The organism is Desulfosediminicola sp. (genome assembly GCF_048381775.1).
In the GTDB taxonomy this organism is placed as follows: Bacteria; Desulfobacterota; Desulfobulbia; order Desulfobulbales; family Desulfocapsaceae; genus Desulfopila; species Desulfopila ganghwensis.
Genome location: NZ_JBLXGE010000018.1, coordinates 1 through 18,045 on the forward strand (window position 1 = coordinate 1; position 18,045 = coordinate 18,045).

The following is an 18,045-nucleotide window of genomic DNA, read 5'->3' on the forward strand; positions in this document are numbered from 1 at the left end:
CAGTCAGCTGCGCGACTTCTAGTCGTCGAGTGTTGTTCTCCGTGTTTCAAAGACCGCGGCAATCTACAGGATGAGGTGAAGACTGTCAACAGGTTTTGTTGTGAGGGCTCAGTATTCTTTTCAATTGAAATTCAGGTGAGTATCTAAGGAGTGTTAACTGCCCGAGTACGCGAAATTCTAAACATGGTTCGCAAATAAAAAAGACCGGCAGAGTACTCTGCCGGCCTTTTTTATAATCTTCCAGGATCTGCTCTTCGATAACTATTTACGCATGCTACGGATATAATCTTTAGTGAGTGAAGGGTGATCCTTGATTATTTTATCCAGTTGGGCTGGGAGTGCTTCTGAAAGGAAGCTGTCAAATTGTGCATAGGTAAGTTCCTGGCTTACACCCTCCTGGATCTTGTCTGAGAATAGCTTTTTATCATCTTCGGACTCTATATACTGGAATATACCTGAAGAGTGGCTACCAACAGCCGTTTTGGCGGAACTGGATTCAATAGACTCTATTCTGCCAGCCAGGTTGCTGATATTCTCATTGGTTTTGGCGTACATCTCTTCCAGCTTGTGAATCTGATCCTTAATAGCACTATCCGGATCCTCATCGACTTTAGTAGAGAGATTTTGAATCAGTTCATTAATTTTTTTCTCAGATTCCTTGAGTTCATCCACCATCAGGGTTAACCCGTGAAGGTCTTCCTGCAGTTGCTCATTCTTTGAATTAAGAGTTGAGACGTTGTTCTGCAATTTCTGGTTGGCGCCCTGAAGTGATACGAGCTCGTTTTTCATAGTGTCATAATCCTCCTGAGAGATACCGGTATCTGAAACGTCTGTAGCACTGGAACCTGCTGCTGCGTTCTGGAGAAGGTTTAAGAATCTCTGTTTTGTCTCCGCGTAGAGGGAAGACGCCCTTTCTGGTGATTGTAAGGCTATTGCGCCGATGAAGATAGCTATCAGGACAGCAATGGAAACACCAATCGCCAGGGTCAGTGCAATAAGAAACAGAATTAGACTGAAAAAGCCTGATACAGCTGCACCGATGAAACCGCCGGCACCCGTGCCTTCTCCTGAGGGGACCATGGAGATGATGAGCACGATTGCTACAAGCAGGACACCCGACTGGATGAGAGGGGTGCGAAACTCATTATTTTTCATGTGTTTTCTCCTAAAATTCGAGGAATAGCTTGAGGTTTAATTAGCAGCCTGCCCCTAAAAAACATCAACTATTTCTTAGCATAGTACAACATATAATAGGGTGGGATGAGCAGGGATAGATAACTCTTATAATCAACCGCGAATGACGATTCCTGTCAAGACCATTATCCATGCAGTTATACTCTTAGTCTAAGACAATTTTCTGATGGCTTCAATGCGTTCCAGAACCGGAGGATGCGTGTATTCTACAAAGACCGCCACCGGGTGAGGGGTTAAGTTCACCAGGTTAGCCTGACTTAATTTTTTTAAACCGCTGATAAGATCATCCACTGTACTGGTGCTGTCGATAGCATAAGCATCGGCCTCATATTCATGTTTTCTTGAGATAAAATTAAAAGCGATGGACACCAACATGTTGACAGGTGAAAAAAGATATCCGAAAAATATCAGGCTGGCATAGGTTGAGATATGATCCATTTTAAAGGCCTCAAAGAGCCCCTGATTATGCATGATAAGTGACAGAAGGTAGAACATTATCCCTGTCTGCACTACTGAGATCACGAGCATCTTTATAATATGCTTCTTTTTGAAATGGCCCATTTCATGGGCAAGAACCGCAACTATCTCCCCTGTGGTGAGTTTTTCCATAAGTGTGTCATAAAATACAATTTTCCTGAATCTGCCAAAGCCGGTAAAAAAAGCGTTTACCTTACTGGAGCGTTTAGAGCCGTCCATGGTAAATATGCCTTGAATCCGGAACTTTTCACGCTCGGTATATCCATTGATTGTCTCCTTAAGTTCACCATCTTCGAGAGGTGAAAATTTATTAAAGAGCGGCATGATAATCACAGGAGCGAGAAATTGTATCAAAATTGAGAAAAGAACAACTCCAATCCAGCAATATATCCATGCAAGTGAACCTGCTGCTTCAAAAAACCACAGTATAAGGGCGAGCAGAGGGCCACCCAATACCACCATAAGCAGTGCGGATTTGAGTATATCAAGTACGTATGTTGTGGCTGTAGTATTGTTAAAGCCAAACCTCTCTTCTATGACAAAAGTTGAATAGAGCGAGAAAGGTAGGTTCAGGAGAAAGCCTAGCAGTGCAAGAAAACCTGCGAAGCAAAGACCAGTAAGGATGGAGTTGAGTTCAAGACTTCTAACTAGGGAATCAACAAGGTTAAAGCCACCAAGGAGCAGGAAGGTAAGTGTTGCGCAGGTGCCGATGCTGCCTGAAATAAGTGAAAGGCTGGTCCTGGCACGAGTATATTCCTGTGATTTTGCATACTCCTGAGCATCAAAAACATCGTCAAACTCCTTTGGCAACTGAGGATCAAGCGCCTTCAGGTTGAGGTAGGAGATTGTGAGTTCAAGAAGATAACTTCCAATGATTACAACCAAGAGAAATATAAGCCAGCTATTCATTTACTGTTCCTGAGTCTATTGTATTGAGCGGTTAACATCGATATTGGCAGGAATGTACTCATGTTAATAACAGTATACGATAAAAAAAAGACCCGAAGGCACTCTGCCTTCGGGTCTTTGTGGTTTATACGCAATACCTGTAACTGATTACATGATAACCGAGATGGATGACTGTGCAAGGTTGAGGAACTGGGAAGGTAAAATACCCATCACAATTATACAGATAATGAGTAGTACAGATGCGGCATTCGTTAAAAAGCTTGTCTGTACTTGTCCGCGGTCTTCAGTATCGGTACAGAAGGCGAGGCGAACAACGGAGAGGTAATAGTAGATTGCGATGGCGGTGTTAATCGCAGCCAGCACAACAAGTAACAGGTAATCTTCCTTTAAGGCATTGACGAGTAACATGAATTTGCCTGTAAAACCTACAAAAGGAGGAATGCCGGCAAGAGAAAAGAGCCCGATGGTAAGTGTCAAAGCCAGGAGGGGTGCTCTCTTGTATAAACCACTTAAGTCCTCAATGGCGAGATTCGTGCCGTCTTTTGAAACGCTGCAGATGACCAGGAAACAGGCGAGGTTCATGAAGACGTAACCAGTTATGTAATATAATGCCGCGGTATAACCAGTTATTTTAAACGTGAGCAAGCCGACTAACACGAAACCGGCATGGGCGATACCGGAAAAGCCCAGCATTCTCTTGAGATCCTTTTGAACCAGAGCAGACAGGTTGCCATAAAACATCGAGGCAACGGCGCAAACCATAAGCAGGTTTACCATCACCTGACCAGTGTCTCCTGCGAGAATTACAAACCGGGTCAACATCGCCACCGCAGCAATTTTGGGAACAGCAGCGATAAACGCGGTGGTCTCATTGGAGGCCCCCTGATAAATGTCCGGTACCCAGAAGTGGAAGGGAAAGAGAGCTAACTTGTAAAAGAATCCAGACAATACCAGTGCCACAGCTATAACGACTACTGGCTGGGTATACATGGTAGAAAGCTGGGTAATTATTACGTCGAGTCTGGTGGAACCGGTGAGACCGAAGAGGTAGCTCATACCAAAGAGCATGAAGCCTGTCGCGGCAACACCAAACAGCAGGTATTTGATGCCTGCTTCCATTTGAGCCTTGCTGCCATGTTCCGTGCTGCGCATTGGTACCATGATGTAGACAGCAAAGGAGGAGAGTTCAAGCGCAACAAAGATTGCCAGTAATTCAACACTTGAGACAAGCATCATCAGGCCGAGTACCGACATTGACAGGAATATGTAGTATTCAGCTTTATATTTGGCACTGACCCCGGGCATGGTGTCGGTGAAAACTACCACTATGAGTGTGGCAAGCACGATCAGCACTTTGAATGTCTGGGAAAACAGATCAACTCTGAAGGCATCGTAGAAAAGCCCTCCTGTCATGTTGACAGTGGCGAGAGTTGTGGCCAAGACAATTGCAAATAAGGTGATCGCCACATTTCTGATGGTGTCGCAGGGATGATTTCCAAGACTCAGTGCGAAAAAGACGAGTCCTGCTCCCAGTAATGTAAGTTCAGGTAGAAATAGCATCGCTGTACCTTTAAGGGTCGTTTGTGGTTAATCCTTAGCGTATTATCGCTTCAGCAACTGCCATAGCCCCATTGCTGTAGGCGTTGAAGTCATTCATCAGATTTGTAACGCTGACACGCATGAGGTTGATAAAGGGTTGAGGACTCAGTCCTATCCAGAAAACGAAGAACAGGAATGGTGAAAGAGTGACAATCTCTCTCACATTCAGATCTTTGAGCCAGGATTGATCAGGATTATCAGTCCCGCCCCAGACAACTTTCTGCAACATGCGAAGCATATATGCCGCGGCAAGTACTGCACCTGGAATAGCGGCAAGGGCGAGCGGAATGCTATGTTCAAAAGCTCCGGCAAGAATCATGAACTCACCAACAAAACTGTTGGTGCCAGGAAATGCAAACGAAGAAAGTGAGAAGAATCCGAGGAAGGTGACAAAGACTGGCATGTATTGGCCAACGCCTGTCGCTGATTTGAGCTCACGGCTATGTGTTCTCTCGTAAATCATCCCCACACAGAGAAACAAGGCACCGGTGGTGATACCGTGATTGACCATCTGCAGAATTGCACCTTCGATACCGCTCTGGTTGAGCACGAAGATACCCAGGGTCACGAAACCCATGTGACCAACTGAAGAGTAGGCGATAAGCTTTTTCATATCGCTCTGGGCGAGGGCGGTGAATCCTCCGTAAATAATGCCGGCAATGGAGAGCCAGAGTACGAATGGCATTAGCGTAACCGTTGCTTCCGGAGCCATTGGCAGGGCAAATCGTAAGAAACCGTAGGTACCCATCTTCAAGAGGATTGAAGCCAGGATCACAGAACCGGCCGTGGGGGCCTCAACGTGAGCTGCAGGCAACCAGGTATGGAATGGAAACATCGGCACCTTGATTGCAAATGCCAGGAAAAACGCCAGGAAAAGAAGCATCTGGGCCATCGATGAATAGCCGTTCCACATCATATCCGGGATGAAGAAGCTGCTGTTATTTTCGAAGTAGAGCCAGATGATAGCAACCAGCAGTAATACGGAGCCAGCCAGGGTATAGAGAAAGAATTTGACTGAAGCATAGATCTTCCTCGGTCCACCCCAGATGCCGATAAGCATGTACATCGGGATGAGCATCGCTTCCCAGAGAATGTAGAAAAGTACGAAGTCAAGCGCCACGAACACACCGACCATGGCCGCTTCCATGATGAGCAGGCAGATCATGAACGCCTGAACACGTGACTTGATATATGTCCAGGAGGCGAGGACACAGAATGGCATTATAAAGGTAGTCATCAACAGCAGAAGCACTGAGATGCCGTCGACACCAACTATATAGTTAATATTTAAAGACTCAATCCAGGTATGTTTCTCAACAAACTGGAAGACGGCCGTCGATCTGTCAAAGCCGAAAAGGACAGGCAGGGACAAAACGGCAGTGAGTGAGGTCACGGCGAGCGTCCAATAACGGGCAAAATCCTCATTGTTCACCAACAGCATGAAGAAGGCTCCAGCTATCGGTAGGAAAATAAGTATGCTGAGCAGTGGAGGTCCCTGATTAATCAGTAGCTGATCCATTACCAATGATCCTTAAAATAGGTTGAATTAAAGCCAGGCGAAGGCAAACAGCAAGACGGCTGCAAATGATATCGTAAAGTAGAGAGTGACCTGAATCTGTCCCCTCTGCAGGGTGCGGCTCAGTCTGCTACCCACATTACGAACCAGACGGGCAGTACCGTCCACAACTCCGTCAATGCCGTGCCAGTCAAACCAGCCCCAGAACTTGGCGGTGGTCATAAGTGAACTGAGACCGACTACTTTGTAGACTTCACCCCAGGCGGTATCGACAGCCTGGATAGGTTTCCTGGCCAGCCAGAAGAAAGCCTGACCGCCTTTGCGGTAGAACCAATCCAGATCAAAGCTGATAGTTGCCTTGGGCCCAATCCGGTCCTTGAAGAAATAGAAGCCCAGAGCGGTAAGAGCGAGTATCTGCAGGGTCTCACTCATGTGATATGCGCTGTATGGGTGGTAGCTGACCTCAGGAAACGGAAGCATGTCATAGAGAAACGGCAGATAGCAGCCAACGATGAGACAGAAGAATGCTGCTATGCCCATGGCCATGGTCATATTCCATGGGGGATCGATAGCTTTGGTCCGTGTTTCTTCGGAACAACGGTCTTCGCCAAAGAAAATCAGATATGGCAGACGCAGGCCGGCAACCAGGAACGTTCCGGCAGAAACCATGGTGAGCAGGAATGCCGGGATCAGCAGGTGTTCTTCAAATCCGGCGCTGATAATCATCGATTTGGAAACAAATCCGGAGAGAAATGGAAAGGCCGAGACAGACAGGCCTCCAATGACCATAAACATCAGGGTCAGTGGCATTTTCTTATAGAGATTACCAAGCTCAGTGAATTTCGATTTCCCTGTCGCATATATGACAGAACCGGCAGCCATGAACAGCAGCCCCTTGTAAAGAATGTGGGCGAAGGCGTGAGCGGCGGTACCGTTAATGGCCAGTGCTGTACCGATACCGACACCGGCAACCATGTAGCCTACCTGGCTGACAATTTCCCAGCCGAGTAGTCTGCGGATATCATTTTCGATTAACGCATAGATAATGCCGAGAATGGCCATGAAGACGCCAAGGTAAATCAGTATGTCGAATCCGGCACATGCTCTGGCAAGGGTGTAGATTGCGGTTTTGGTTGTAAAAGCGCACATGAATACGGCACCGACCACAGTGGCCTTACTGTACGCGTCCGGCAACCAGGAGTGCAGAGGTGGAACAGCAGCGTTCAGCATCAGGCCGATCATGATCAGCCAGGTGTACAGCTGCATGTTGGATTCATCCATGTGGCTGAATGAAAGATCGCCGGTTGCCTGGTAACGGAGTACGAAACCGAGGAGCAGAACGAGTCCACCAAAGGTGTGAACCAGCAGGTAGCGGTAACCTGCGGCGAGTGACCCTTCCTCTTTGTTGAACCAGACCAGGAAGGTGGAAGCAAACGCCATGATCTCCCAAAAGAGAAAGAGTACCAGGTAATCCCCACAAAGGATTACGCCCAGTGAACCGGCTACGTAAAACCAGGCAGCAATATGATGCCATTCGTCTTCGACATGGAGTCCGTAGACAGTGCCGATAATTGACATCAGCGCCATGATGAAGGCGAACACCAACGAGAGGCTGTCAACCCGACCAAAGGTGAGTGTCCAGTCTTCCATGAAGGTGAAGACACCGTAGACACCATGATGCTGGCTCAGGTAGAGGACATCGATGAAGGTCAGAAAGGGGATCAGAACAAGATACGGCTTTCTGAACGGATCTTTTATAAGTGGGAGGATCAGCGCCCCGCAGATCAAAATGAGGGCGGGATGTATAAAACTAGTTGTCATAGTAGTCCTCCCGTGTCTGAATTCCGGCTTTGCCGAACCAGACTGCGAAGAAAATGAGCACTATGCAGGAAAGCAGGGCGAACAGCGACCAGAATCCTGGAATCTTTTCAAGCCAGGTGTGGGCGTGGTGAGTGTCCACTGCGACAGCGCTCCAGAATACGATCAGCCCGACCCCAATGTAGCAGCAGAGCTTGACCATCTGGGCATGTCGCTTAAGTGATTCAATGAGGTTCACAATCATACTGTCAATCCTCCTGTTACAGCCTTGACGAAGCTTAACATGAAGTCCGGATATATGCCTATAATTACAGATATTGTTGCTGCGATAAGAATCGGAATAAGCATGGAGAGCGGAGCCTCTTTGATCCCGGTATAGGGTTCACCCTCAGGTCGTTTGCCAAAAAAAGCCTTGTAGGTAACAGGGGCGAAATAGGCGGCGTTGAGAATGGTACTGGCCAGCAAGATAAAAAGAATTCCAAGCTGGTGTGCCTCTATTGACCCGATAAGCAAGTTCCACTTGGTAATAAACCCTGCAACTGGCGGAGCACCGATCATCGAAAGTGAGGCAATGGCAAAAGCACCAAAGGTAAAAGGCATGGTTTTGCCGAGACCTTCCATTTCTGAGATGTACTTCTTGTGGGTCGCGACGTAGATGGCACCGGCGCAGAAGAAGAGGGTGATTTTTGAGAAGGCGTGGTTGACGATGTGAATCAGTCCACCTTCTATGGCTGTGGGTGTAAGTAAGGCAACGCCGAGGATGATGTATGAAAGCTGACTGACCGTTGAGTAGGCAAGCCGTGATTTCAGATTGTCTTTGGAGAGTGCTATGATTGAAGCCATAATAATAGTGAAACCGACGAAGTAGGCTGTCGGGATACCAAGATTGAAAGCATCCATCATATCTACGCCGAAAACGTAGAGCATCACTCTGGTGGTGCAGAACACACCGACCTTAACGACAGCAACCGCATGGAGCAGGGCGGAGACCGGTGTAGGCGCAACCATCGCTCCAGGCAGCCAGTGATGGAACGGCATCACACCGTTTTTGGCAAAACCGAAGAGGCAGAAAACATAGAGCATGGTCACGATCCAGCGATTGGTATCGGGATCGAAAATACCGGTGGAGGCGTTACTGGCAAAATCCAGGGTGCCGGTGAGCACATAGATCAGGATCATTGCGGGTAACAGGAAGGCCTTGGCGGTGGTGGTCAGATAAATGATGTATTTGCGTGCGCCATCGTATCCTTCCTCATCCTGATGGTGGGCAACCAGGGGATAGGTGCAGATGGAGACAATCTCATAAAAGAGATAGAGGGTGAAAAGGTTGTCCGAGAACGCCACGCCGATGGCCCCAAATATCGACAGGGCAAAACAGGCGTTGAAACGTGTCTGGGCATGTTCTTTCAGCCCTCTCATGTAACCCATGGAGTAAAATACCGCGATGGTCCACAGTGAGGATGCCACCAGGGCAAAAATCATAGACATTGCGTCTGCCCGGAGGGTAACAGATACACCCGGCAGAATGTCAAACATATTGAAATAGAGCGTTTTACCCTGGAGCACTTTGGGGATCATGGTGCAGACGAGTGCAAAAAGCAGTATCGACGCGACAGAGGATATGCCCTCGCGAATGTTCTCATCGCCGCCCCTGAACATTACACCCAGGGTGCCAATCAGGGGGATGAGCAGTGCGATGAGTAGCTCAGGAGCATGTATAGTATTGTAATCCATACCAGATGGTTCCTTTCTTAGCCTTTGAGGTTAACGATATCCTTAGTATCGATTGATCGGTAATACCTGTAGATGGCGATCACGATACTGAGACCGATGGCGGCTTCAGCGGCTGCGATTGCCATGATGAATAGTGCGAAAATCTGACCGGTTGCCGGATCAGGGACGCTGAAGCGGTTGAAGGCCATGAAATTCACAGAGGCACCTACCAGTATCATCTCTGCAGCAATGAGCATTCCGATAAGGGTTTTACGGGTTAAGAGACCGTAAACTCCCATGCCAAAGAGCAGAGCACCGACGAGTAAATAGCTGTTAAGATTGTCATACAAGGCAAGAACTGACATCAGCTTTTCCTCCCTTCCCGAGCGATAACAAGGGCTCCGATGATTGCAATGAGTAAAACGATGGAGATCAGCTCAAACACCATGGAGTGATCGGTGAGAAGTTGAACACCAATAGTTTTCACAGAACCATCATTAACTTTAGCTTCGCTGGCCCATTCGGTTTTCAAGGCGAGGGTTGAAAGCCCCGCTGTGAGAAGGGCTGCGGTAATAAAGCCTAAAGGGCCTGCCAGGACGTGCCCGGGACCGTGATCCCGTTTTTGTTCAGGAGCAGCCAGCATGATGGCAAACGAGATGGTAACGGCAACGGCACCAATGTAAATAAGTACCTGCATCATCGCCACAAAGGGCGAGTTCAGAAAATAGTAGAGGGCGCCAACGCTGATAAAGCAGATCATGAGTCCTGCGACTGCCCGAACGAGTCGTTCTGCGTTACAGGCTATCAGGCCGCCAATAATAGTCAGGGCTATGGTCAGTAGGAATATCAGGCCAACGAGCCCATCCGCGCTGAAAAGTGATGGATTCATGAGTTGCGGTCCTCCAGACGTTTCAGGAGATCAAAATAAAAATCTTCTTTCCGGGTACTGGCCAGGTTGTACTCCTTGGAAAATTCCAAAGCGTCAAATTTACAGGACTCAACACAGGAACCGCAGAGCGAGCACTTGGTAAAGTCAAGCATGTAACTGGTGAGTACTTTTTTCTTCGACCCTTCTGGTTTTTCACCTTTGATAGCAATGCAGTCGGAAGGGCAGGCGCGCTGGCAGGCCATGCAGACTATGCAGTTCGGCTTGCCCTCTTCATTTTCGATCAATTCAACGTGACCGCGGTAGCGATCAGGCATTGTAAAGGTTTTATAAGGATACGGAACTGTCACCACAGGTTTCCAAAATTCCCTGAAAGTGATTCCCATACCCACCAGGAGGCTCCAAAGCCCTTTAAAGATGTCACTGAAATAGGCACCCATCTAAAACACCTTCAGTAATCCTGCGGTCAAGAGCAGGTTGAAAAGAGAGAATGGAATGAGGACCTTCCACGACAGGTTGAGCAGGCCGTAAATAGTTGTTCGCGGAAATGTCCAGCGAATCCAAATGACTGTAGCAATCAGCATGTACACCTTGAGCAGAAACCAGACTACACCGGGAACAAAACTCAGGAACGGCACAGGCGGATGCCAACCACCGAGAAAGAGTAGCGTCGTAAGGCAGGATCCGATAACGATGTTTGCATACTCGGCCATGAAGAACAGACCAAATCCCATTGAGCCATACTCAATATGAAATCCGGCTACCAGTTCACTTTCAGCTTCGCCTAGATCGAAAGGTGCGCGATTTGTCTCAGCCAGGGTGCAGATGAAAAAGAGCAAAAAGGAAAGCGGCATCAGCAGGTTTTTAGGGCTGCCATCACCTAAAAGCGGCAGGAAATTCCAGTGAAGTACGGATGGTCCCTGCTGGTTGACGATGTCAATCAGGTTTAGGGAGCCGGTGATCATGACGATGGTGATAGCGGTGATCAGCAGAGGAATTTCATAAGCGACGGCCTGGGATACGGATCGTACGGCTGACATCATCGCGTATTTGTTTCTGGAACTCCAGCCGGCAAAAAGCAGTGCCATGGAGCCGCTGGCAGCAAAAGCGAAAATCATCAGCAAACCAACGTTGATGTCGTGGGCGACGATAGTCTCGCTGAAAGGAATGGTGACGAAGCTCATCAGGGCAGGAAACATAGCCAGCACAGGGGCGGCAACAAAGAGAACCTTGTCGGCACCGCCTGGTATGATAAGCTGTTTTGCCATCAGTTTCAGACCATCAGCAGGTGGCTGCAAAAGACCGAGCGGTCCATTGATATTCGGACCTGGACGGCGCTGAATGCGACCGGCGCCTCGACGCTCTGCCCAGACGAGGTAGGCAGCGTTCAATGCAACGAAGGCGATGGCGACAATTACGGCACCGATTACGTTGAAAAGTGTTAAGCTCATATTAGTTTCCTTACCTGTCGATCTCTGGGATAACGAGGTCCAGGCTGCCCATGAATGCAAGAGCGTCCATGATCAGCATGCCTGCACATGTTTCGTCAAAAAGATGCATGTTTGAGTAAGTCGGTGAACGAAGTTTCAGCCTGTAAGGAGTTTTCCCCCCGTCACTTACCAGGCGTACTCCGAAGCTGCCGCGGGCTGTCTCCACTGCCTGATAGTAGTCGCCTGCAGGCGGTTTGATAATCTTTGGTGCTTTCTGGGGCATGATCGGGCCATCAGGGAGCTTATCGAGGGCCTGTTCTACAATGCGGAGTGATTGCTCAATCTCTGCCATGCGTACGTTGTATCGGGCAAGGGAGTCGCACTCATGGAAGACCGGAATGTCAAAGTCAAACTCAGGGTAGACTGAATATGGTTCGTTACGACGTACATCAAAGTTAATTCCCGAGCCGCGCGCTACAGCACTGGATGCGCCGTATTTGCGGCATGTCTCCTTGGAAAGGTGGGCGTTGCCTTCCAGCCGCTTTCTGAAGATAATGTTGCCGGTAACGAGTTTGTGATACTTGTCGAGAGATTTTCTCATGCGTGGAATAAAGCGCCTGGCATCTTCGATGAATTCATCGTCGATGTCATTGTAAAGACCACCAAAACGGAAATAACAGTAGGTGAGACGGGAACCTGTCACTTTTTCCATCATGTCGAGGATGTGCTCGCGGTCCTGCAGGGCGTACATCAGTGGGCTGAAACCACCAAGATCCATTACGAAGGCGCCAAACCAGAACAGATGCGAGGCAATCCGGTTGAGTTCCACCATGATGACGCGGATATACTCAGCTCGTTCCGGAACCTCGATGCCCGCGGCTTTTTCTACGCAGAGCACATGGCCGTGGCTATAGCCGACTGCGCCAAGATAATCCATGCGGCTGAGATTCATGAGAAACTGAGGGTATGTTTTGAGCTCACCCATTTTCTCATGCATTCGGTGGATATAACCAATAACGGTCTCCGACTCGACGATATACTCACCATCCATCCGCATTTTAACCCTAAGAACACCATGGGTTGCAGGATGCTGGGGTCCAACATTCAGGACAAAAGTTTCGTCCGGCCCAAGCTTAATAGGTTTACTCATGCCTTGAAATCCTTTCGAAGTGGATGGAAATCTGCATCTTCGGGCAGAAGAAGAGGGACAAGATGTGGATGTCCTTCAAACTTGATTCCGAAGAAGTCGTGTGTTTCACGCTCATGCCAGTTTGCGCCGGTATAGATTCCGGTAATTGTGGGTACAACCGGCTCATCTCGTGGAACACGGGTTCTGATAACAACTCGGCAGATATCGAAGTCATAGCGGCTGAAGTCATAGATGACTTCAAACTGGTTTTCCTTGATCCAGTCCACGCCGGTTATGGTTTCGATAAAGAATTCGGCCTTGTCGAGGATATCGATGGCTTCGAGAAGCTGGTCGGGTGAGACCTGGGCATCAAGGTGGTACCCATGGATGGCGTAATCACGCTCGATAACACCGTTAGGACGGGGCTCATCCTTGGGAGGTGATTCTTGATCTTCTTGCTCGATTTCCTCTGTAACATCAGAAACATCTGCTACTGTTTCTTCTGGCCGAGGCTCGGGGAACAAGGCCTGTAAGGCCTTTAGGGTTGTTTCTGCAATCATTTCCTGTGTGCTCCGAAGATGCTGGGTATATGTGATGCCTGTGAATCCAGGCGAACTATGCTACGCTTTCATGGTGGCTGACGCTTCCGGGTTTTCGAAGCGCTTCCAGCCGGACAGCTTATGCTCAAGTTCGATTATGCCTTGCAGTAGAGCCTCAGGACGAGGAGGACATCCTGGCACATACACATCCACAGGGAGAAATTCATCTGCACCGAGGACAATGCTGTACTGTCCCTCAAAGGCGAACGGTCCGCCGGAAATGGCACAGTTACCCAAGGCCATTACCCACTTAGGTTCGGGCATCTGGTCGTAAAGAGTTTTGATGCCGGGCATCATTTTTTTGGTGATAGTACCGGCAACGATCATGACGTCACTCTGCCTTGGCGAGGGGCGAAACACCTCGGCACCAAAGCGGGACATGTCGAAGCGTGCGCAACCAGTAGCCATCATCTCGATAGCACAACAGGCAATACCGAAAGTCAGTGGCCATAATGAGTTGGCACGGCAGATGTTGATAAGTTTGTCTGCAACGGCAAACTGGACAATTGATGAGGGTACTGGTTCAGTTATCGAAGGTATGTTCTCCGTTCCCACGTAAATACTCCCTTGATCCATGCGTAAACTACCGCTAATGTTAAAATTCCTACAAAAATGACTATTTCTACGAAGTCCCGGATAGAGGACGTGAACATTTCAGAATTGTAAGCTACAGCTACGGGAAAAAGAAAAAGTACGTCGACGTCGAAAGCGAGGAAAATCAAGGCATAGAGATAAAAGACAATGCCGTATCGAATCCAGCTGTCTCCGATAGGATCCATTCCACATTCGACGTATTGTTCGGTTTTGGAGAGAATCTGCCGGGTTTTTAATGGCATTAGCAGATAGACGATCGCGATAGGTCCAAGTGCAAAGGCGAGACCGCCGAGGGTAAAAGCCGTGACCCAGAGGATATGATCACGGTACAACAATTCGGTGAACTGAGGCTCCATAGGTTACTGTCCTTTCAAGAGAGAGAAGTGCTGTCTGGAAGTCCTTTCAATAATATTGAACTATTTGCTCAACTTAACTGAGTCATACGTGATATAGAAAACTTAAATAGCAATGTCAATAATATTTTGAACGCTTTTGACGATGCCACAAGGTGGCCGTGTGCGCAAGGTTTTTTTCATCTCCTTATACAGTGAAAAAACTTGAGAATCCCTGAATTCATGCTATTATGGTAGCCTAAATTCAAAAAGAAGATGGAATGTATCAATTTGACTGAAAACGGCGTATAAAATGTCTATCACCCTACGACAATTAGAGATATTTATAGCAGTTGCGGAGACCGCACAGGTCACCAAAGCAAGCAAAAAACTTTTTGTGACCCAGTCGGCCGTCAGTATGGCCCTGGCTGAACTCGAAAATCAACTCGGCGGGTCTCTTTTTGATCGTCATGGACGCAGTTTGCTGTTGAATGCGCGGGGAAGATATCTTTTGCCACTTGCGAAGGATATTACTTGTCAGGTGTCCAACGTCGAATCGATCATGTCTGAACGTAATGATACCCTCGAAGGACACATTGATGTCGTTGCAAGTACCACGCTCGGGAATTATATCCTGCCATATTTGATCGGCGCCTTTAAGCGAGTTCACCCAAGAGTGCATGTCAATTTACTGGTATATAACACTACACAGGCTGAAAAGCTGGTGGCCGATGGCCATAGCGATGTCGGCTATGTCGAAGGTATACTGAGTAAAAACAGTGATATTAAGGTGCGCCCCTGGTTTCAGGATGAGCTTGTTATATTGTGCGGACCTACCGACCCTCTTGCACACAACGAATCTTTCGATGTGAACAGTGATTTAGAGGGTAAAAAATGGATTATGCGCGAGAAGGGATCTGGCACTGATGCCACTTTCAGGGAGAAGATGGGTGATTATCTCGACAAGATGAATGTGGTTATGGAGATGGGTCATCCGGAGGCAATTAAAAGGGCTGTGGAGTCCGGCGCGGGGCTCGCGTGTTTGTCTAGTTTAAGTGTTTGTCGCGAGACGGAACATGGCTGGATTAAGGCTCTGAAGGTGAAAGGGCTGGATATGAAACGTCAGCTCAGGGTTATCCAGAGAAAAGATAAGGAACTGACTGACGAATTGGTAGAGTTTCTGAATTTTTGTGATGTTATGACCACCTGCAACGAGGACAGAGTTTGTCTTTCGTCGCCATGGAAACTACAGTCACTATTAGCCCGTCATTCTGCCCAGAAGCGCTGAGACAGAGAGCGTAAAAGAAGAGAGAGAAAGAAAAAATCCCCGTAAGGCTTTCAGGAGCTTTACGGGGATTTTTTTTGATTTCTTCCGGGGTAAAAGAAAAATCAGTAAAGTACTTTTATTAACCGAAGGCCATGGGCGGGAGCAGTAGCACCACCGGCAGACCTGTCCTTTGCTTGCAGTGCATGGCCAAATTCGTTGACTGTGCGCCGGCCTTTACCGACTTCAAGCAGGGTGCCGACAATATTTCGAACCATATGGCGTAAAAAGCCTTCACCAATAAATGTAAAATTGTACCGATATTTATCGAGATTATCGACCTTGGCTACCATGATCGTTCTGACAGCACCTTTTCTTGACTCTTTCTCTTTGTCTCTCGACCCTGAATTTTCAAATGACGAAAAGTCGTGAGTCCCAATCAGCAGGTCAAGGCACTCCCGGATACGATCGAAGTCAAGATAGAAAGGGGCATGTAGCGCATAGAGTCTCTCTGTAGGAGGCATTACTTCCCCAGTATATAACGAGTATTGGTACTGCTTGCCTTTGGCTGAGAAGCGTGAATGAAAGTCTAAAGGTACTTCCTCGGCAGCTAAGATTCTGATCGCATAAGGGAGCATGGAATTGAGCCCTTTACGAAATGCGGTGGTCGAGATACCTGACGTGGTAGAAAAATGGGCAATCATTTGATCAGCGTGGACACCGGCATCAGTCCTGCCGGCGCCATGCAGATCTGTCTGGCAGTTGGTCATGGTGGCGAGGCATTTCTCTATTTCGCCCTGAATGGTAACGTCGTGTTTCTGACGTTGCCAGCCATTGAAGTCGGTACCGTCAAAGGCAATAGAAAGCTTTATGTTGCGTTCTGCTGTCATTTGTCCCAGCTTGTTGATGATTTGAAAATCATGGAAAAAAAGGCGCTCCGGCAAGACCGGCATCTTCTTCCAAGCCCAGCATGATGTTCATGTTTTGCACTGCCTGGCCAGCAGCGCCTTTTACTATATTGTCAATTGCCGACACAACCACAATGCGGTTGGTGCGCGTATCTATGGCAAAACCCAGGTCACAGAAATTCGAACCACGTACATATTGGGTTGCAGGGAGCGAATTGTGGGGGAGCACTCGCACAAATGTCTCACTCTCATAGGCTTGTTTGTATATGGCCCCGATTTTCTCTGCATCAAAGTCAGGTTGTAATTCAGCATAAATGGTGCTGAGAATACCGCGTGAGATGGGCAGGAGATGTGGGGTGAAGCTGACGGTGATATCAGTTTTTGCTGCGCAACTCAACTCTTGCTCAATTTCAGGGGTGTGTCTGTGGGTGCCGGCGACTTTGTAGGGACGAAAGCCGTCGGCAACCTCGCAAAAGAGAGTGCCCACAGCTGCTGACCGTCCTGCACCTGAAGTGCCGGATTTAGAGTCTGCAATAATGGTGCGGCTGTCAATTGCTCCTCTTTCAAGAAGTGGTGCGAGAGCTAGAATTATCGAGGTAGGGTAGCAACCCGGGTTGGCAACCAGGCGGGCTTTGGAAATATCATCCCGATAGCGCTCAGGTAGACCATAAATAGCTTCCGCAAGGTAACTTGATGAAGAGTGTGGTTGATACCAGTTCTCATAGGTTGCAAGATCTCGAAGTCGATAATCAGCGGAGAGGTCAACAACCTTTTTCCCAGCCTCCAGTAACTGAGGAACGATATCCATGGCAGTTTTGTGCGGCACTGCCGTGAAAACAACATCCGATCGTTCTGCAATTTCATCGGTGGAGAGATTCTCGCAAACGAGATCAACCTTACCGCGCAGATTAGGAAATACCTCGCTTAATGGCTGGCCTGCATATTGGCGCGATGTGGCGGCTGTAAGGGTAACGTGTGGGTGATTGCAGAGAATGCGGGAAAGTTCGACCCCGGTATAACCGGAAGCTCCGATAATGGCGACCTTGATCATCTGGATATCCTCAAGTTGGTGTAGGCAGTTCAGCCCCCCAGGTCATACATTGCGAAGAAAAGTGTTGAGTATATCCCTGGAGTTCAATTGTGAAAACGAAAAAAGGCAATGACAGCCGAGCTGTCATTGCCTTCTTAAAAGCGATTCCGTTCAGGTAACAACCCTGTCGTATAATCTCCCTGGAGTGGAAAAAACAGGATTGAAAAATACGTTGATTAACGCTTGGAGAACTGGAATTTAGCGCGTGCACCTTTCTGTCCGTATTTCTTACGCTCTTTGACACGTGGGTCACGGGTAAGAAGGCCGGATTTCTTCAATGGCAAGCGGTTCTCAGGGCTGACCTCGAGCAATGCTTTGGAGATACCATGGGACAGCGCATCGACCTGTGAAGATTTACCGCCACCTTTAAGAGTAGCAAGAACATCGTACTGCTCAGCGGTTTCAGTGATTTTGAAAGGCTTTTCAATTTTCTGGGATTTGAAGGTGCCACCAAAGTATGCGTCAGCATCCATTTTGTTGACGATTACCTTGCCGGTACCAGGGGTAAGCCAAACACGTGCAATAGCGTTCTTTCTCTTGCCGGTGGCATAAAAACGATCTTGAGCCATGGTGTATTTTCTCCAGGA

At 48.2% G+C, this 18,045-nt stretch carries 19 protein-coding genes; 1 reads left to right on the top strand and 18 read right to left on the bottom strand.

Annotated features, from left to right (window positions below):
- Positions 1-261: 261 nt before the first annotated feature.
- From ACN5NT_RS21860 to ACN5NT_RS21930, 15 genes are all read right to left on the bottom strand, one after another.
- Positions 262-1,155 carry a hypothetical protein gene (locus ACN5NT_RS21860; RefSeq protein ID WP_419176898.1) on the bottom strand — a complete coding sequence of 298 codons (894 nt, stop codon included), beginning with the start codon at positions 1,153-1,155 and terminating at the stop codon, positions 262-264.
- Between the two features lie 189 nt (positions 1,156-1,344).
- Positions 1,345-2,580 carry a M48 family metallopeptidase gene (locus ACN5NT_RS21865; RefSeq protein WP_419176899.1) on the bottom strand — a complete coding sequence of 412 codons (1,236 nt, stop codon included), beginning with the start codon at positions 2,578-2,580 and terminating at the stop codon, positions 1,345-1,347.
- 147 nt (positions 2,581-2,727) lie between these two features.
- Positions 2,728-4,140, bottom strand: a complete 1,413-nt coding sequence (locus ACN5NT_RS21870) for an NADH-quinone oxidoreductase subunit N (protein ID WP_136798552.1) — start codon at positions 4,138-4,140, stop codon at positions 2,728-2,730.
- A 34-nt stretch (positions 4,141-4,174) separates the two neighbouring features.
- Complete coding sequence (locus tag ACN5NT_RS21875) at positions 4,175-5,698, bottom strand: NADH-quinone oxidoreductase subunit M (RefSeq protein WP_419176900.1); 1,524 nt, start codon at positions 5,696-5,698, stop codon at positions 4,175-4,177.
- A 27-nt stretch (positions 5,699-5,725) separates the two neighbouring features.
- Positions 5,726-7,516 (bottom strand): Na(+)/H(+) antiporter subunit D, encoded by a 1,791-nt coding sequence (locus ACN5NT_RS21880; RefSeq protein WP_419176901.1) that lies wholly within the window; start codon positions 7,514-7,516, stop codon positions 5,726-5,728.
- Complete coding sequence (locus ACN5NT_RS21885) at positions 7,506-7,757, bottom strand: hypothetical protein (RefSeq protein WP_136798549.1); 252 nt, start codon at positions 7,755-7,757, stop codon at positions 7,506-7,508. Before ACN5NT_RS21885 ends, ACN5NT_RS21880 begins: the two co-directional genes overlap by 11 nt.
- Positions 7,754-9,247: a monovalent cation/H+ antiporter subunit D family protein gene (locus ACN5NT_RS21890; RefSeq protein ID WP_136798548.1), complete on the bottom strand. Its 1,494-nt coding sequence runs from the start codon at positions 9,245-9,247 to the stop codon at positions 7,754-7,756. The genes ACN5NT_RS21885 and ACN5NT_RS21890 overlap by 4 nt, the downstream gene beginning before the upstream one ends.
- 17 nt (positions 9,248-9,264) lie before the next feature.
- Entirely contained in the window at positions 9,265-9,591 is a 327-nt protein-coding gene (gene nuoK, locus ACN5NT_RS21895; protein ID WP_136798547.1) for an NADH-quinone oxidoreductase subunit NuoK, read from the bottom strand.
- Positions 9,591-10,115, bottom strand: a complete 525-nt coding sequence (locus ACN5NT_RS21900; RefSeq protein ID WP_136798546.1) for an NADH-quinone oxidoreductase subunit J — start codon at positions 10,113-10,115, stop codon at positions 9,591-9,593. The genes nuoK and ACN5NT_RS21900 overlap by 1 nt, the downstream gene beginning before the upstream one ends.
- Positions 10,112-10,552: a NuoI/complex I 23 kDa subunit family protein gene (locus ACN5NT_RS21905; protein ID WP_419176902.1), complete on the bottom strand. Its 441-nt coding sequence runs from the start codon at positions 10,550-10,552 to the stop codon at positions 10,112-10,114. The genes ACN5NT_RS21900 and ACN5NT_RS21905 overlap by 4 nt, the downstream gene beginning before the upstream one ends.
- Positions 10,553-11,563 (bottom strand): NADH-quinone oxidoreductase subunit NuoH, encoded by a 1,011-nt coding sequence (nuoH, locus tag ACN5NT_RS21910; protein ID WP_136798544.1) that lies wholly within the window; start codon positions 11,561-11,563, stop codon positions 10,553-10,555. It abuts the gene before it with no gap.
- 10 nt (positions 11,564-11,573) lie between these two features.
- Positions 11,574-12,692, bottom strand: a complete 1,119-nt coding sequence (locus ACN5NT_RS21915; RefSeq protein ID WP_419176903.1) for an NADH-quinone oxidoreductase subunit D — start codon at positions 12,690-12,692, stop codon at positions 11,574-11,576.
- Positions 12,689-13,231, bottom strand: a complete 543-nt coding sequence (locus ACN5NT_RS21920) for an NADH-quinone oxidoreductase subunit C (protein WP_136798542.1) — start codon at positions 13,229-13,231, stop codon at positions 12,689-12,691. The genes ACN5NT_RS21915 and ACN5NT_RS21920 overlap by 4 nt, the downstream gene beginning before the upstream one ends.
- Before the next feature lie 60 nt (positions 13,232-13,291).
- Complete coding sequence (locus ACN5NT_RS21925) at positions 13,292-13,825, bottom strand: NADH-quinone oxidoreductase subunit NuoB (RefSeq protein ID WP_338031710.1); 534 nt, start codon at positions 13,823-13,825, stop codon at positions 13,292-13,294.
- Positions 13,798-14,220, bottom strand: coding sequence for an NADH-quinone oxidoreductase subunit A (locus tag ACN5NT_RS21930; RefSeq protein ID WP_136798540.1), 423 nt, complete (start codon positions 14,218-14,220; stop codon positions 13,798-13,800). The genes ACN5NT_RS21925 and ACN5NT_RS21930 overlap by 28 nt, the downstream gene beginning before the upstream one ends.
- Before the next feature lie 289 nt (positions 14,221-14,509).
- On the opposite strand from ACN5NT_RS21930, the gene ACN5NT_RS21935 reads away from it, so the two are divergent.
- On the top strand, positions 14,510-15,484 hold the full coding sequence (locus ACN5NT_RS21935) for a LysR family transcriptional regulator (RefSeq protein WP_136798539.1): 975 nt from the start codon (positions 14,510-14,512) through the stop codon (positions 15,482-15,484).
- A gap of 101 nt (positions 15,485-15,585) precedes the next feature.
- On the opposite strand, the gene truA is transcribed toward ACN5NT_RS21935, so the two are convergent.
- From truA to rpsI, 3 genes are all read right to left on the bottom strand, one after another.
- Entirely contained in the window at positions 15,586-16,350 is a 765-nt protein-coding gene (truA, locus tag ACN5NT_RS21940; RefSeq protein WP_419176904.1) for a tRNA pseudouridine(38-40) synthase TruA, read from the bottom strand.
- 28 nt (positions 16,351-16,378) lie between these two features.
- Entirely contained in the window at positions 16,379-17,419 is a 1,041-nt protein-coding gene (gene argC, locus ACN5NT_RS21945; RefSeq protein WP_419176905.1) for an N-acetyl-gamma-glutamyl-phosphate reductase, read from the bottom strand.
- A 215-nt stretch (positions 17,420-17,634) separates the two neighbouring features.
- Positions 17,635-18,027 carry a 30S ribosomal protein S9 gene (rpsI, locus tag ACN5NT_RS21950; RefSeq protein ID WP_136798536.1) on the bottom strand — a complete coding sequence of 131 codons (393 nt, stop codon included), beginning with the start codon at positions 18,025-18,027 and terminating at the stop codon, positions 17,635-17,637.
- Between the last annotated feature and the right edge of the window lie 18 nt (positions 18,028-18,045).